Below are 13,625 nucleotides of genomic sequence, written 5' to 3'. Positions count from 1 at the left end.
ATGCTGTCATCCCGTTTGGACCGGGCAACCGTTTCGATATCTCAGGATGACCTCGATGAAAGACGACCTCGGGAAATTGGCCTCGGACCTCGAGCGCCTGCTCAAGCTGCGCAGCTTCCCGTTCGGGATGATGCTCTGCGAACGGCGCGAACAGATGGACGGGATTGCCCGCATTCGCCGGCCGAAAGCGATACACACGCTGGATCAGATCGTCGGGCAAACGGCGCGGCTCGGCTTCACGATCGGGGTCACCGCCGACGATCTGGTCGGGCCGCAATGCCGGGCGGTCGTCGGTCTGGGGCACGCGAAGGACGCCGAGTGGAAGTCCGGCCGGCAAATGGCGGGCGTGTGGTACGCGACGCTCGAAGACTCCCAGGCCCATCAGGCCGCGATGGACTGCGTGCCGGACGGCCAGTACGAGGCGCTGGTGGTGTCTCCGCTGGCCGCCGGCCGCATCGAGCCGGCCATTGCGCTGTTCTACGCGACGCCCGGCGCGATGATGTATTTCATCAACGGATTGCAGTGGTCCGGGTACAAGCGTTTCGACTGGAGCGTGGTCGGAGAATCGTCGTGCGCGGATTCGTGGGGAAGGGCGCTCAAGACGGGGCAGCCGAGCCTGTCGATCCCGTGCTATGCGGAGCGTAGATACGGCGGCGTTCTGGACGACGAAATGCTGATGGCGCTGCCCCCCGCGACGTTGGCGCAGGCCATCGCCGGCATGGAGGCGCTCGCGAAAAACGGCCTCCGGTATCCGTTCGCGCAGTATGGCATTCAGCAGGATGCGCGTGCCGGGCTGGAGGTCAGCTATCCGAAAAAGTAGCCGCGGACGGCCCGCCGCCGCGCCTGTGTGAAGCTGCCCGGCCTTTCGGCCGACGTTTGCGTGCACGCGTAGAATGGGAAGTCTGACGACTTCGCTTCGTCGGCCCGGACGACGTGCCCGTCGTGCGCGTTTCCCTGGACGTTTCGCATGCCGGGGCGGCCGACGGCTTCGATCGTATGAAGCATCGTGTTCTGGTTTCGCGGTATCGCGCCGCGTGTGTTGCATGTGCCGCCGCCGTCTGCGCATGGCTGGCGGTTGTTTCGATTCCCGTTGCGTCGCCCGCTGAAACGTCCGCCGCAGGCGCTTCCTCTCCCGCAGCGCCGGTGCATGCGCCGAGGTCGCCTGTATCGCCCGCGTTGCCTACATCGCCCACGTCGCCCACGTCGCCCACGTCGCCCACGTCGCCCACGTCGCCCACGTCGCCCACGTCGCCCACAGCGCCCACGTCGCCCACAGCGCCCACGTCGCCCACAGCGCCCACAGCGCCCACATCGTCGGTCTCGCCGGCACCATCGGCGTCGCCCGCTTCAACGCCGCCCGCGTCGGCGGCGAGCGCCGCCTCCGCCGCCACGCCCCCGCCGCGCCATCCGCCGCTTTCGCCCGATGAAGCGCAGCGCGCGACGCACGACGCGCTTGGCCTGCGCGTGACCTACACGCACGACGTCACGCGGCGCCTGCGCGTGCCTGCCGCCGCGCAGCGCGCATATGGCGAACGTCTGCAGCAGGCGCTCGCGGCGGACGGCCTCGGCGATCTCGCGGGCGAATACGTGGTGCTCGTCGATCGCGCGGCGGCCGTGCAGGCGCTGTTCGTCTATTTCCGCGCGACAGCGTCGAACGCGTGGCTGATGATCGGCGCGTCGCCGGTCGCGACGGGCCTGCCCGGCACGTACGATCACTTCCTGACGCCGCTCGGCGTGTTCGAGCACACGCCCGCGAACATGGATTTCCGCGCCGAAGGCACGATGAACGACAACGGCATTCGCGGCTATGGCGTGCGCGACATGCGGATCTTCGATTTCGGCTGGGTCGACGGCCAGCGCGGATGGGGCAAGGGCGGCATGTCGGAGATGCGCTTCCAGATGCACGCGACCGACCCCGAGCGCCTCGAGCCGCTGCTCGGCATTCGCCATTCGAAGGGCTGCGTGCGGATTCCGGCATCGCTGAACGTGTTCATCGATCGGCACGATCTGCTCGACGCGGATTACGACGCGCGTGTCGACGCCGGCAAGTCGTTCTGGGTGCTGCATCCGGGGCGCGACATCACGCCGTGGGCGGGCCGCTACGTCGTCGTCGTCGATTCGGCACGCAGGACGCGGCCCGCATGGTCGCCGCTGCCCGGCCGCGCCGCGTGGGCGAGAGTGCCGAAGGGCGGGGATACCGCCGATTGACCTAGCGAGCGGGATCGCGTGACGCGGGCGCCGCCGCATGCTGCGCAAGACCGAGCGCGCGCAACTGCGCGACGTTCGCCGAGGCCGTCTCGACGAAGCGCCGCGACATCTCGACCGACTGCGCGACTTCGTCGTCGGTGACCGTCCACATGCCCATCCGAATCCGGAAGTAGCGTTCCGCGAAGATGTCCGCGTGAAAATGCATCCGCACGCGCTTCGCGTCGACGAGCCGGGGATTGCCGAAGATCGTCGCGAGCGCCCACGAGAAGGCGCCGTCCTCGCCGCCCTTGATGCGGAAGAACTCGTCCATCGGAAAGCCGCCGAGTGCGAGATACGCGGCGCGCCGGATCACGAGGCTGCTCGGCACTGTGCAGCTCAGCGTCGCCGCGTGCTGCTCGAAATCGGGATGCGTGACGATCTCCGGCGGAAAACCCGCGAATTCGACGTCGAGCCGAACGGCCGCCGCATCCGCGCGGTGCTCGAGGTATGCGGCGGGTGACGTCAGCGCGTCGGGCAGGTATTCGTCGTCGGCGTCGAGGAACGCGAGCAGCGGCTGCGTTGCGTGCAGCGCCGCCCAGTTGCGGGCGCGTGCGACGCCGCCGTTGCTCGCGCACCGCAGCAGCGCGATGCGCGGATCCCGCGCCGCCCAGACGCGCGCGACGTCGGCGGTGCCGTCGGTCGACGCGTCGTCGACGACGATGATCTGCGCGACGTTGCGTTGGGCGATGCAACTCTCGATCGCGCGACCGAGCGTCGCGCGATCGTCGTAGCACGGGATGATCGCGGAGATGGGCAGCATCGGATGCGGGAGCGGGCGCCGGCGGGACGGGATCGACGCATCATAGCGCGGGCGGTGCCGCCGCGCGCGGCATGCTACGATCGGCGCGATCAGACTTTCACGCGGTTACACGATGACGACGTTGTATGAAATGCTCGGCGTGCGCGAGGACGCCACCGACGAGGAAATCAAGCGCGGCTACCGGAAGGCCGCGATGAGAGCGCATCCCGACCGCAACGTCGGGAGCGAAGCGTCCGCGCACGCGCGGTTTCAGGAGGTCAAGGAGGCTTACGCGATTCTGTCGGATCCGGCGCAGCGTCGGGTCTACGACACCGTCTATGCGGAGGAGATGCGCCGTCACGCGCATCTTCGCGAGGAAGAGGAACGCCTGCAGGCGGAGCGCGACGCGGAATATGCGCGGCTCGTGGCGCTGGCGATGCGCTTCGCGGAGCAAGGGCACAACCGCGACGTCGTGTTCGGCGTTCTGCTCGGCCGCGATTGCGATGAGTCGCTCGCCGGGCGTATTGCGGATAGCGTGACCGAGCTGCATGCATCGCGCCAGCAGGACGCGTGTCAGGATGCGCGCAGCGACGACGCCGTGCCCGAGGAATCCGATCAGGATGCGACGCACACTGCGTCGGCGCAGGACGACCCTGCGGAAGCGGACGCGATGCGGCAATCGGCACCGGAGCCTCACGCGAAGGACGAGGCTCGAACGGGCAACGACCGCGCGCAGATGGATTTTTTCAGCACCCTCTGGCACGGCGTGTTCGGGCTGCGCCACTGAAGCAACGGGCGCCGGGCGGTGGGTGAATGCCGCAGCCGCAGCCGTGGCATTCAACGCAGCGAGGACGCGAATTCGTCGAGTTGCGTGATCACGGTGTTCCAGCCGTCGAAGAAACCGAGCTTCTCGTGCTGCTCGCGCGACGCGTCGTCCGGGTGCATCACCCGGGCGACATAGCGGCAGCCGTCGCCTTCGTCGGCCATCGTAATGACCGCGGTGAAGCCCAGCCATGGCTTGGCCGGACGCCAGCCCGCCGTGAGCATCGACGTGAAGACGATGCGCGATTGCGGTGCGACGTCGAGAAAGGCGCCGGGGATGTCGTTGCTGCTTCCGTCCGGTCCTTTCAACAACGTATGGAAAGCGCCGCCCGGTTGCAGGTCGAAGGCGAGCACGTCGGTCGTCCAGGGCTTCGGGCACCACCATTGCTTCAGGAGCTCCGGCTCGGACCAGGCGCGCCACAACGCGGCGCGCGGCGCGCGCAGCACGCGGGTGATGACGAGGTCGCGGGAATCGCCGCTATCCGCTGCGTTCTGGGTCATGGGTTTGCTCCTCTCGATGAAGTCGTTCGACGAATTGCACCATCCGGTCCGATCGGGCCTCCCACATGGCCCGCTGCCCGGCTATCCACTGCTCGGCCTCCGACAGCCTGTCCGGACGTAGCTCGCACGTGCGCGTGCGACCGACCTTGTGGGTGACGATCAGGCCGCTGCGCTCGAGCACCGTCAGGTGTTTCATGAACGACGGCAGCGCCATGTCGAACGGTGCGGCCAACGCCGACACCGTCTGCGCGCCACCGACCAGCGCGCAGATGACGGCGAGACGGGTGGGGTCGGCCAGCGCCTGGAATACCTCGCTGATCGGCGGATAATACTTAGCCATGAAGCTAAGTATAGGGGAGCCTTCGGGAACGTGCAACGAGAGCGCTGCGCCGGCGTCCGGCGGTCTTGCGCGACGTCTTCAGCCCAGTGTCTTGAGCGCCGCGTCGATCTTCCGAAGCGCATCCTCGCTGATCAGGCCGTTCGCGAACTTCGCGACGGTCGCCAGCGCGAATCCCTGCGCCAGGCCCGCTTGCGGGTGCGCCGACAAGCCGGGCAAATGGCGTTCGATGATCGCTTTCGTCGCGTCGTTGCCGAGCAGGTCGCGCACGGTCGATTCAATGGAGTAGGGCATCGATGGCCTCGTCAGGGTGGGGTCGTCGGGGCGGCATGACGGCGAATCGGCGAACGGCGAACGACGAACGGCGAACGACGAACGGCGAACGGCGAACGGCGAACGGCGAACGGCGAACGGCGAACGGCGAACGGCGAACGGCGAACGGCGAATCGACGGATACGCGACCGGCCTACGGCAGTTCCCTGTCATTCGGATTCGCGGCCGGGCGTGGCGTCAGCGGCGACAACGGATCGAAGCGCGCCGGCCGCTTTCCCTGCCACGCGGAAATGGCCTCGGCGAGATCCCGGGTGTCGAAGATCGCGCTTTGCAGCAACGCCATATGCTGCAGGGATTCGGCCGTACTGTGGTCGCGCGCGAAGTTGATCGAGGCCTTGCACCCGCTCACGGCGAGCGCGGACTTCGACGCGATCGCTTGGGCCACGTCCATCGCATGCCGGAGCAGCGCGTCGGCATCGGGCAACACGGCATTCACGAGGCCGACGGTCAACGCACGCTCGGCGCTCAGCCGCTCGCTGGTGTAGGCCATCTGGCGGGCCACGCCGGCGGGAATGACCTTCGGCAGGCGCTGGAGCACGCCGAGGTCGGCCGTCATGCCGATCTGCGTTTCCTGCAGCGCGAAGAATGCATCGGCCGTGCAGACGCGAATATCGCACGCGACGGCGAGATCGAGGCCGCCGCCGATGCAGCCGCCCTGAATCGCGCAGATGACCGGAAACCGCGCCTGATCGAGCGTATCGAAGCAATCGATCAGATTTCTCAGCGCGTGCTGGAAAGTCAGGCGAGCGCGCGGGCTGCGGGTGTCGAACACGCTCGACGTGTCGGCGAACACATCGAGCGCCATGCCGGCCGAAAAATGCTTCCCGGTCGAGCTGATGACGAGCACGCGGGTGTCGCCCGCATCGTCGAGCGCGAGCACGGCGTCGCGCAACCCGGTGAAGAAGGCCGGGCCCATCGTGTTGAGCCGGTCGGGCCGGTTCAGCTGCAGATGGGCGATGCCGGATTCGATGCTGATCTGAAAGTATTCGTTTTGCATGGCGGGTCTAGGGAAGTCGGTGATCGCGTCAGCCGTTGGACTTGAACGCGGGCAGATGCTGTCCGAGCCGGGCGCCCATTTCCGCGCCCAGCGCCTGCAGCCCGCTGAGCGGACGGATCATCACCTCGAATTCGACGATGCGGCCGTCGTCGTCGAAGCGGATCATGTCGATCCCCTTGAGCTGCTTGTCGCCGACGGTCGCGCTGAATTCCAGCACCACGCTCATGCCGTCGCCGCTGCCGAACTCGCGGTGATAGGTGAAGTCCTTGAAGATCGTGATCACCGTGCGCAGCGCGAGCAGCAGCGCGGGCGCTGGCGCGTACGGCTTGAAGGCCATCGGCGAGCGGAACACCGCGTCCGGATGGACGATCGATTCCAGCGCGCTCAGGTCGTTGCGTTCGACCATCGAATGCCAGATCGCGAGCGATTTCGCGACGGCCGGATGCAGATGCGTGGGGGTATTCATCATCGCGGATTCCTGTGTGATCGTTCTGGGATGGACGGATCGAGCATCAGAGCGTGGCGGCGAGCGTGGTGCCCTGGTGGATCGCGCGCTTCGCGTCGAGCTCGGCGGCTTCGTCCGCGCCGCCGATCAGGTGAACCGTGCGGCCTGCCGCCCGCAACGGGGCCGCCAGTTCGCGCAGCGGCTCCTGCCCGGCGCAGATCACCACGTTGTCGACCGGTAGCGTGCGCGCGACGCCGTCGATCGTCACGTGCAGGCCGTCGTCGTCGATGCGCAGATATTCCACCGACGAAGACATCGCCACGCCGCGCGCCTTCAGCGCCGTGCGGTGTATCCAGCCGGTGGTCTTGCCGAGCCCGTCGCCGACCTTCGACGACTTGCGCTGCAGCAGGTGGACCTGCCGCGGCGCCGGCTCCGGCCGGGGCGGGCGCAGGCCGCCGGCGCTCGCGTAGGCGGGATCGACGCCCCATTCGGCGAAGAACTTGGCCGGATTCAGGCTCGCGCTCTCGCCGTGCTGGGTGAGGTACTCGGCCACGTCGAAGCCGATGCCGCCGGCGCCGACGATCGCGACGCTGCGCCCGACGTCCTTGCCGTCGCGCAGCACGTCGAGGTAGCCGAGTGTTTTCGGGTGATCCATGCCGTCGATCGGCGGCGTGCGCGGCACGATGCCCGTCGCCAGCACCACTTCGTCGAAGCCGCCCTGCAGCAACTGTTCGGCGGTGACGCGCGTATTGAGCCGAAGGTCCACGCCGCGCAGCTCGATTTGCCGCCGGAAGTAGCGCAGCGTCTCGTTGAACTCCTCTTTGCCGGGCACCTTCTTCGCGACGTTGAACTGGCCGCCGATCTCGGCGCCGGCGTCGTACAGCGTGACCGCATGGCCGCGCTCGGCCGCCGTTACCGCGCAACTGAGCCCCGCGGGCCCCGCGCCGACGACGGCGATCCGCTTGCGCGCGACGGCCGGGCGAATCACGATCTCGGTTTCGTGACAGGCGCGCGGGTTCACGAGGCAGGACGTGATCTTGCCGGCGAAGGTATGGTCCAGGCACGCCTGATTGCACGCGATGCAGGTGTTGATTTCGTCCGCGCGCCCCTCGCGGGCCTTGCGGACGAAATCGGCATCGGCCAGGAACGGGCGGGCCATCGACACCATGTCGCATACGCCGTCGGCCAGCAGCGTCTCGGCGAGCTCCGGCGTGTTGATGCGGTTGGTCGCGACCAGCGGCACGGACACCTTGGCCATCAACTGCTGCGTCACCCACGCGTAGGCGCCGCGCGGCACCTTGGTCGCGATCGTCGGGATGCGGGCTTCGTGCCAGCCGATGCCGGTATTGATGATCGTCGCGCCGGCTCGCTCGATCGCCTGCGCGAGCTGAATCACTTCGTCCAGCGTCGAGCCGCCGTCGACCAGATCGAGCATCGACAGACGGTACACGATGATGAAATTGCGCCCGACGCGCTCGCGCACCCGGCGCACGATCTCCACCGGAAAACGCATCCGGTTCTCGTACGCGCCGCCCCAGCGGTCGCCGCGATGGTTCGTCCGCGCGGCGATGAACTCGTTGATCAGGTAGCCCTCGGAACCCATGATCTCGACGCCGTCGTAGCCCGCGTATTGGGCGAGCGCGGCACAGTTCACGAAGTCGTCGATGGTTTGCTCGACTTCGTCGTCGCTCAGTTCGTGCGGGACGAACGGATTGATCGGCGCCTGCAGCGCGCTCGGCGCCACGAGCTTCGGCTGGTACGAGTAGCGGCCGAAGTGCAGGATCTGCATCGCGATCTTGCCGTCTTCCGCATGCACCGCGTCGGTGATCACGCGATGGCGCTCGGCTTCGGTTTCGGTGGTCAGCATCGCGCCGCCGTGTATCGGGCGCGCGCGCTCGTTCGGCGCGATGCCGCCGGTCACGATCAGGCCGGCTTCGCCGCGCGCGCGCTCGGCATAGAAAGCCGCCATGCGCGCGAAGCCGTTCGGCGCCTCTTCGAGGCCGACGTGCATCGAGCCCATCAGCACGCGGTTCTTCAGCGTCGTGAAGCCGAGGTCGAGCGGAGCAGTGAGGTGGGGGTACGCGTTCATCGTTTTAATGCAACCAGTTGCATAAAGATGAACTGATAATGCAACTGGTTGCAAAGAGTGTCAAGAACGGAGGAAAATCGCCCGGGAAAACACCTACTTCAACTCGCGGCCCGTTACGGTGATCCGATGTCTCTACCTCACGCCCTGCTTACTGCGCTCGTCGAACGGTCCGGTTCGGGATCGGAGCTGGCCGCTCGCTTCGACCGGTCGATCGGCTACTTCTGGCATGCGACGCATCAGCAGATTTATCGCGAGCTGGCGAGGCTGGAGGGGGGCGGGCTGATCGAATCGCTGCCGGAGGAACCCACGCGAGGGCGCCGGCGCGCGTACCGGATCCTGCCGGCCGGTCGTGACGAGCTGAAGCGCTGGATCACGCAGCAGGAGGCACCGGCGCCGCTGCGCGACGAATTCATGGTGCGCCTGCGGGCTGAGGCGGCCGTCGGGCCGACGGGGCTGGACGACGAGATACGCCGCCGCATCGCGCTGCACGAGGAGCAGTTGGCGGTGTACCGGGACATCGAGAAACGCGACTTTCCGGACGAGCCGCAGGATCGCGAAGCGGCGCTGCAGCGCCTCGTGCTGCAAGCCGGCATTCGCTATGAAAGCTACTGGCTGGAGATTCTGAAGGGCGCGCTGGCCGCGCTTCGGATGCCCGCACGACGCGCGGAGTAGCGGTGGAAACGGTGGCGCGAGGACGTGTGGGTAGCGCGAGAACGCTCGGGCGGCGCGAGCACGCGCGCCGGCGGCGATGTCCTAATATGAATTTGGTCAGCGCCGTTTTTTGTTGCATGGCGTGACAGGTGACTTGCCGCCGGCATGACGACCGCCCCGGAGGTGTGTTGTGCTCCACTGGACCCTTTCCCGCACCCCGCTCTACGCGGCGGCGCTGGCGCTGGCATTGACCGGCTATCCGTTCCCGTCGCCGACCGCGGTGGCGGCAAGCCCGGTCCGGCCACCGTTGAAACAGAAGGACGACAAGCGAACGGTCGCTCCACCCGTCGCGAAGGCGCCGGTCGATTTCTCCACGATTGCCGAGCAATACGGGCCGGCGGTCGTGAACGTCACCGCGCATGTGGCGGAGCAGAAAACGGCGGAGCAGAAAACGCCGGAACCGGATGCCGACGCGCTGGACCCCAGCGATCCGTTTTTCGCGTTCTTCAAACATGCGGCGCCGCAATCGCCCGGGCCCGACGGGCAGGATGCGCAGGGCAATCCACCGCATGCGATCACGGGCACCGGTTCGGGCTTCATCATCAGCGCCGATGGCCTCATCCTGACCACCGCCCACGTGGTCGATCACGCCGACGACGTGACGGTTCGCCTGACCGACCGGCGCGAGTTCGCCGCGCAGGTTCTGGCCGTCGACGCGCGCAGCGACGTCGCGGTATTGCAGATCGACGCGACGAAACTGCCGACGGTCAGGCTCGGTGATTCGTCGAAGGTGCGCGTCGGCGAGCAGATTCTGACGATCGGCTCGCCCGACGGTTTCCAGAACACCGCCACCTTCGGCATCGTCAGCGCGACCAGCCGCACGTTGCCGGACGGCAGCGGCTTTCCGTTCTTTCAGACCGACGTCGCCGTCAATCCCGACAACTCGGGCGGCCCGCTGTTCAACCGCGCGGGCGAGGTGGTCGGCATCGACGTGCAGATATACGCGGACGCCGAGCGATACCGAAGCCTGACGTTTGCGATCCCGATCAATCTGGCGAAACAGGTGCGGGCCCAATTGCAACCGCGGCGCGAGGTGTCCGGGGAGTCGCTCGGCATCGACGCGCAGGACGTCGGCCCGGGCGTGGCCGTGGCGCTCGGCTTGCCGCGAGCGGCCGGCGCGCTCGTCAATGCCGTCGAGCCCGGTTCGCCGGCCGCCGTGAGCGGCGTGAAGCCCGGCGACGTCGTCGTGCAGGTCGGCGATCAGGCGATCGACCGCTCCGCCGAGTTCGCCGACCGGGTGGCCGATGCGCCGGCCGGCGCGAAAATCGTGCTGAAGCTGATCCGGAACCGGAAGCCGATCACGTTGAGCGTGATGGCGGGCGCGCCTGCCGATCATTCGGTTGCCGGCCCCGTTGCCCCTGCCGCCGTGGAAGCCGGTGGATCGGATCGCCTCGGCCTCGTCATGCATCCGCTGAGCGAGGACGAGCGAAAGACGAGTGGGCTCGCCGTCGGTCTGATGGTGGACGAGGTTCATGGGCCCGCGGCGCGCGCGGGCATTCAGCCCGGCGATATCGTGCTGTCGCTCGACGATACGCTGGTCGAGTCGCCGGAACAGGTGGCCGCGCTGGAAGCGAGGGCGGGGAAGTCGATGTCGGTGCTGATCCAGCGTCACAACGCGCGCAGCTTCGTCGCCGTCAAACTGAAATGAAACCGCCGGCCCGATGCCATGCGCTTGTAGCGATCAACCTCGCGCCCGCAAGGTGAATCGGACCGATTCGGCCGGCAACAGGCACAATACGCGGCTATGGCGCCGCGCGGATGCCGGGTTCGACAGTCGAACCGGATGACGCTGCGTCGCCGGAATCCGATTCTTCGATGCCTTCATGACCCACACGCCCCCCGACCGCACGGCGAACTCGCCGCGCTTCCTGCTGCTTCTGGTCTGCCTGTTCGCGTCCGCGGGACAGATGGCGATCGACATCTACGTGCCCGCGCTGCCGGCGATGGCGCGTTTCTTCGCGACGTCGCCGCAGGCGATCCAGTCGAGCGTGTCCGGCTACATGGCCGCCTACGCGTTCGGCCAGCTCATCTTCGGGCCGATCGCCGATGCATACGGACGCAAGCCGGTGCTCGCGTTCGGCCTTTTCGTCTTCACGATCGGCTGCCTGCTGTCGCTCGGCGCGCCCAATCTGGAGACGTTCGTGCTGGCCCGCTGCCTGCAGGGCCTGGGGATCGCGACGACGAACCTGCTCGCGAAGGCGATCATCACCGATTCGTTCTCCGGGCCGGCGCTGATGCATACGTTCACGTACATGTCGATCGCATGGGGGCTCGCGCCGATCGTCGCGCCGGTGATCGGCGCTCATCTGCAGACCTGGTTCGGCTGGCAGGCGTGCCTCGTTTTCCTGCTCGTCTACTCGCTCGTGATGTGGGGCGTGCTGTGGCGCTATCACGAGACGCTGCCGCGGCCGGTGCGGCTGGAACTGCGCACGCTGACGAAGAACGCGGGGCGGGTGCTGGCGAGCCCGGTGTTCCAGAGCTGCTTTCTCGCGCAGGGGCTGTGCTACAGCATCCTGCTCGTGTTCAACATCATCGGGCCGTTCATGGTGCAGAACACGCTGCATGAGCCGCCGACGTATTTCGGGTATCTCGCGCTCGGGATCGGGATGATGTACTTCCTGGGCGGCCTGTCGAATCGCGTGCGTGGCCTGGGTCTGCCGAGTGCGGAGCGGCGGCTGCATATCGGCGCGCGCGTGATGGCGGGGGCGGCGGTCGGCATGCTGGTGCTGGCGTTGACGGTCGGGTTGCGGGTGTGGACGCTCGCGACGCCCGTGCTCGTGATGGGGTTCTGCGCGGGCGCGATGTATCCGACGCTGATGGCCAAGGGGAATTCGCTGTTTCCGCATATTGCGGGCCTGACCAGCGCGATTCTCGGGTGTGCGTTGCTGCTCGTGTCGTCTGCGATGATGGGGCTGGCGGGGTTCGTGTCGGTTCAGATTCTGGCGCCGCTTGCGATGTTTTTCGTGGTGCTTGCGTTGACGGTTGTCTGGATGGTCGGGAAGTTGCTGCGGCATTTGGCGCAGAGTGAGGTGCAGGCGGTGGTGCGCGGGGATCGGGAAGCGGTGTGAGCGCTTTAAGAGCCGGTGGAAGCCGGCCGTGTTGCAGGCCCTGGCCCTACGCAACAGCGTGCGACCGGTCGCGTTCCTGCACGTACATGCGCAGCGCAAATTGTCCGGCGGCGGTCTCCCGCAGGCGCAGGACTTCGTCGCGCATGGCGGCGGGCACGTCATCGAGCGCGGGGTAAGCGGCACGGTAACCCGCGGGAAAGAGCACCGGCGCGGCGAGCGCGGCAAATGTCAGATCCGCCGCCGTGAAGCGTTCGCCGACCAGGAACCGTCGGCCATCGTCCAGCCGGCCGTCGACATGCCTGAAGATGCCGCGCACGCGCTCGAGGGAGCGCGCCGCACTCTCCGGCGTGATCCTGAGCGACGCGCGGACGAGCCGGACCACGCCCGGCATCATGACCGGCAGCAGCACCGCCTCGAATCGCGGGACGCCGCGCGACATCACTTGCCGAAGCAGGCTGCGCTCCGACAGCAATTGCGCATAGGCCCAGCGCCGCGTATGCGGACCGAGTTCTTCGTCGAATTGCGTCTCGAGCGCTTCGACTTCCTGCCGCAGGCCGGCATCGCGCGGGTACAGCACATCGCCGCCGCACACGTTATCCGTATGCACCAGGATGTCGGTGGAATCGATGAAATGAGCGCCGTCATGAACCAGCACGGGCACGCTGCCGCCGCCGTTGGGTTTCGTCGCCAGACGGTGCAGCAGCGGGGCATGCGGCTCTTCCCGATAGGGCAGCGCGAGCCTGTCGAGCGCCCACCGCGCTTTCTCGCTGTAGTGGCTGTGCGGCATCGTGATCAATACGGCAGGACGAACGCTATCGTTGGTCATGGGCGCGGTCCTCACTTGATGAAGCGAGCATCCCGATATAATCGGCGTGCCATTTGACGAGGATCTCATATGAAATCACTGATTGTCTTATTCGCCGCTGCCACTATGGCATCGACCGCGTTCGCCGCCAATATCACCGAGAAGTTGCCGTCGGGCGTCGTCGTCGAGCACATCAAGCAAGGCACCGGTCCGCAGCCGACCGCCAACGACGTCGTGCGCGTCAACTATCGCGGCACGCTGGCGAACGGCACCGAGTTCGACAGCTCCGCCAAGCATGGCGGCCCCGCGACCTTCCCGCTTGGTCAGGTGATTCCGTGCTGGACGCAAGGCGTGCAGAAGATGAAGGTCGGCGGCAAGGCCAAGCTGACCTGCCCGGCGGCGACCGCCTATGGCGATCGCGCGGTCGGCCCGATCCCGCCGAACAGCGACCTCACGTTCGAAGTCGAACTGCTCGGCATCGGTCAGTAGTCGAAGAAGGGTGCCGGGCCACCCCTCTCTACGATGAACGGA

General features: G+C 67.2%; 15 protein-coding genes. 7 read left to right on the top strand and 8 right to left on the bottom strand.

What is annotated here, in order from left to right:
• Window positions 1-55: 55 nt before the first annotated feature.
• Together HZI36_RS04690 and HZI36_RS26835 are read left to right on the top strand one after the other, a co-directional pair.
• Window positions 56-820: a DUF169 domain-containing protein gene (locus HZI36_RS04690; protein ID WP_179401466.1), complete on the top strand. Its 765-nt coding sequence runs from the start codon at window positions 56-58 to the stop codon at window positions 818-820.
• A gap of 176 nt (window positions 821-996) precedes the next feature.
• Window positions 997-2,208, top strand: coding sequence for a hypothetical protein (locus HZI36_RS26835; protein WP_246326957.1), 1,212 nt, complete (start codon window positions 997-999; stop codon window positions 2,206-2,208).
• A gap of 1 nt (window position 2,209) precedes the next feature.
• On the opposite strand, the gene HZI36_RS04680 is transcribed toward HZI36_RS26835, so the two are convergent.
• Window positions 2,210-3,007 (bottom strand): glycosyltransferase family 2 protein, encoded by a 798-nt coding sequence (locus HZI36_RS04680; RefSeq protein WP_179401465.1) that lies wholly within the window; start codon window positions 3,005-3,007, stop codon window positions 2,210-2,212.
• A 112-nt stretch (window positions 3,008-3,119) separates the two neighbouring features.
• Between HZI36_RS04680 and HZI36_RS04675 the strand changes: the two genes are divergently transcribed.
• The gene (locus HZI36_RS04675; RefSeq protein ID WP_179401464.1) at window positions 3,120-3,773 is read left to right on the top strand and encodes a J domain-containing protein; all 654 of its coding nucleotides are present in this window, start codon (window positions 3,120-3,122) and stop codon (window positions 3,771-3,773) included.
• A 50-nt stretch (window positions 3,774-3,823) separates the two neighbouring features.
• Here HZI36_RS04675 and HZI36_RS04670 read toward each other — a convergent pair whose 3' ends face one another.
• The 6 genes from HZI36_RS04670 to HZI36_RS04645 all read right to left on the bottom strand — a co-directional run bounded on the left by HZI36_RS04670 (window position 3,824) and on the right by HZI36_RS04645 (window position 8,510).
• A complete protein-coding gene (locus HZI36_RS04670) occupies window positions 3,824-4,309 on the bottom strand; it encodes an SRPBCC family protein (protein WP_179401463.1) in 486 nt (161 codons plus the stop codon).
• Window positions 4,287-4,649: an ArsR/SmtB family transcription factor gene (locus HZI36_RS04665; RefSeq protein WP_179401462.1), complete on the bottom strand. Its 363-nt coding sequence runs from the start codon at window positions 4,647-4,649 to the stop codon at window positions 4,287-4,289. The genes HZI36_RS04670 and HZI36_RS04665 overlap by 23 nt, the downstream gene beginning before the upstream one ends.
• A 78-nt stretch (window positions 4,650-4,727) precedes the next feature.
• Window positions 4,728-4,940, bottom strand: a complete 213-nt coding sequence (locus tag HZI36_RS04660; RefSeq protein WP_179401461.1) for a hypothetical protein — start codon at window positions 4,938-4,940, stop codon at window positions 4,728-4,730.
• A 172-nt stretch (window positions 4,941-5,112) separates the two neighbouring features.
• On the bottom strand, window positions 5,113-5,976 hold the full coding sequence (locus HZI36_RS04655; protein WP_179401460.1) for an enoyl-CoA hydratase-related protein: 864 nt from the start codon (window positions 5,974-5,976) through the stop codon (window positions 5,113-5,115).
• Window positions 5,977-6,004: 28 nt separating this feature from the next.
• Window positions 6,005-6,445: a nuclear transport factor 2 family protein gene (locus tag HZI36_RS04650; protein WP_179401459.1), complete on the bottom strand. Its 441-nt coding sequence runs from the start codon at window positions 6,443-6,445 to the stop codon at window positions 6,005-6,007.
• A 43-nt stretch (window positions 6,446-6,488) separates the two neighbouring features.
• Complete coding sequence (locus tag HZI36_RS04645; RefSeq protein ID WP_179401458.1) at window positions 6,489-8,510, bottom strand: FAD-dependent oxidoreductase; 2,022 nt, start codon at window positions 8,508-8,510, stop codon at window positions 6,489-6,491.
• Between the two features lie 126 nt (window positions 8,511-8,636).
• Here HZI36_RS04645 and HZI36_RS04640 point away from each other — a divergent pair, with 126 nt between their 5' ends.
• The 3 genes from HZI36_RS04640 to HZI36_RS04630 all read left to right on the top strand — a co-directional run bounded on the left by HZI36_RS04640 (window position 8,637) and on the right by HZI36_RS04630 (window position 12,289).
• A complete protein-coding gene (locus HZI36_RS04640; RefSeq protein WP_179401457.1) occupies window positions 8,637-9,182 on the top strand; it encodes a PadR family transcriptional regulator in 546 nt (181 codons plus the stop codon).
• A gap of 169 nt (window positions 9,183-9,351) precedes the next feature.
• Complete coding sequence (locus HZI36_RS04635; RefSeq protein WP_179401456.1) at window positions 9,352-10,869, top strand: trypsin-like peptidase domain-containing protein; 1,518 nt, start codon at window positions 9,352-9,354, stop codon at window positions 10,867-10,869.
• 175 nt (window positions 10,870-11,044) lie between these two features.
• Window positions 11,045-12,289, top strand: a complete 1,245-nt coding sequence (locus HZI36_RS04630) for a multidrug effflux MFS transporter (protein WP_179401455.1) — start codon at window positions 11,045-11,047, stop codon at window positions 12,287-12,289.
• A 46-nt stretch (window positions 12,290-12,335) separates the two neighbouring features.
• On the opposite strand, the gene HZI36_RS04625 is transcribed toward HZI36_RS04630, so the two are convergent.
• Complete coding sequence (locus HZI36_RS04625) at window positions 12,336-13,115, bottom strand: glutathione S-transferase family protein (RefSeq protein ID WP_179401454.1); 780 nt, start codon at window positions 13,113-13,115, stop codon at window positions 12,336-12,338.
• Window positions 13,116-13,184: 69 nt separating this feature from the next.
• On the opposite strand from HZI36_RS04625, the gene HZI36_RS04620 reads away from it, so the two are divergent.
• Complete coding sequence (locus HZI36_RS04620) at window positions 13,185-13,583, top strand: FKBP-type peptidyl-prolyl cis-trans isomerase (RefSeq protein WP_179401453.1); 399 nt, start codon at window positions 13,185-13,187, stop codon at window positions 13,581-13,583.
• The last annotated feature ends 42 nt before the right edge of the window (window positions 13,584-13,625 follow it).

The sequence above is a fragment of the Burkholderia guangdongensis genome (assembly GCF_013403875.1).
In the GTDB taxonomy this organism is placed as follows: domain Bacteria; phylum Pseudomonadota; class Gammaproteobacteria; order Burkholderiales; family Burkholderiaceae; genus Burkholderia; species Burkholderia guangdongensis.
This window is presented reverse-complemented; position numbering and strand designations above follow the sequence as displayed.

Bases quoted from the DNA above. Each gene is read 5' to 3' on its own strand.
- HZI36_RS04690 (WP_179401466.1), top strand. From the start codon at position 56: ATGAAAGACGACCTCGGGAAATTGGCCTCGGACCTCGAGCGCCTGCTC.
- HZI36_RS26835 (WP_246326957.1), top strand. From the start codon at position 997: ATGAAGCATCGTGTTCTGGTTTCGCGGTATCGCGCCGCGTGTGTTGCA.
- HZI36_RS04680 (WP_179401465.1), bottom strand. From the start codon at position 3,007: ATGCTGCCCATCTCCGCGATCATCCCGTGCTACGACGATCGCGCGACG.
- HZI36_RS04675 (WP_179401464.1), top strand. From the start codon at position 3,120: ATGACGACGTTGTATGAAATGCTCGGCGTGCGCGAGGACGCCACCGAC.
- HZI36_RS04670 (WP_179401463.1), bottom strand. From the start codon at position 4,309: ATGACCCAGAACGCAGCGGATAGCGGCGATTCCCGCGACCTCGTCATC.
- HZI36_RS04665 (WP_179401462.1), bottom strand. From the start codon at position 4,649: ATGGCTAAGTATTATCCGCCGATCAGCGAGGTATTCCAGGCGCTGGCC.
- HZI36_RS04660 (WP_179401461.1), bottom strand. From the start codon at position 4,940: ATGCCCTACTCCATTGAATCGACCGTGCGCGACCTGCTCGGCAACGAC.
- HZI36_RS04655 (WP_179401460.1), bottom strand. From the start codon at position 5,976: ATGCAAAACGAATACTTTCAGATCAGCATCGAATCCGGCATCGCCCAT.
- HZI36_RS04650 (WP_179401459.1), bottom strand. From the start codon at position 6,445: ATGATGAATACCCCCACGCATCTGCATCCGGCCGTCGCGAAATCGCTC.
- HZI36_RS04645 (WP_179401458.1), bottom strand. From the start codon at position 8,510: ATGAACGCGTACCCCCACCTCACTGCTCCGCTCGACCTCGGCTTCACG.
- HZI36_RS04640 (WP_179401457.1), top strand. From the start codon at position 8,637: ATGTCTCTACCTCACGCCCTGCTTACTGCGCTCGTCGAACGGTCCGGT.
- HZI36_RS04630 (WP_179401455.1), top strand. From the start codon at position 11,045: ATGACCCACACGCCCCCCGACCGCACGGCGAACTCGCCGCGCTTCCTG.
- HZI36_RS04625 (WP_179401454.1), bottom strand. From the start codon at position 13,115: ATGACCAACGATAGCGTTCGTCCTGCCGTATTGATCACGATGCCGCAC.
- HZI36_RS04620 (WP_179401453.1), top strand. From the start codon at position 13,185: ATGAAATCACTGATTGTCTTATTCGCCGCTGCCACTATGGCATCGACC.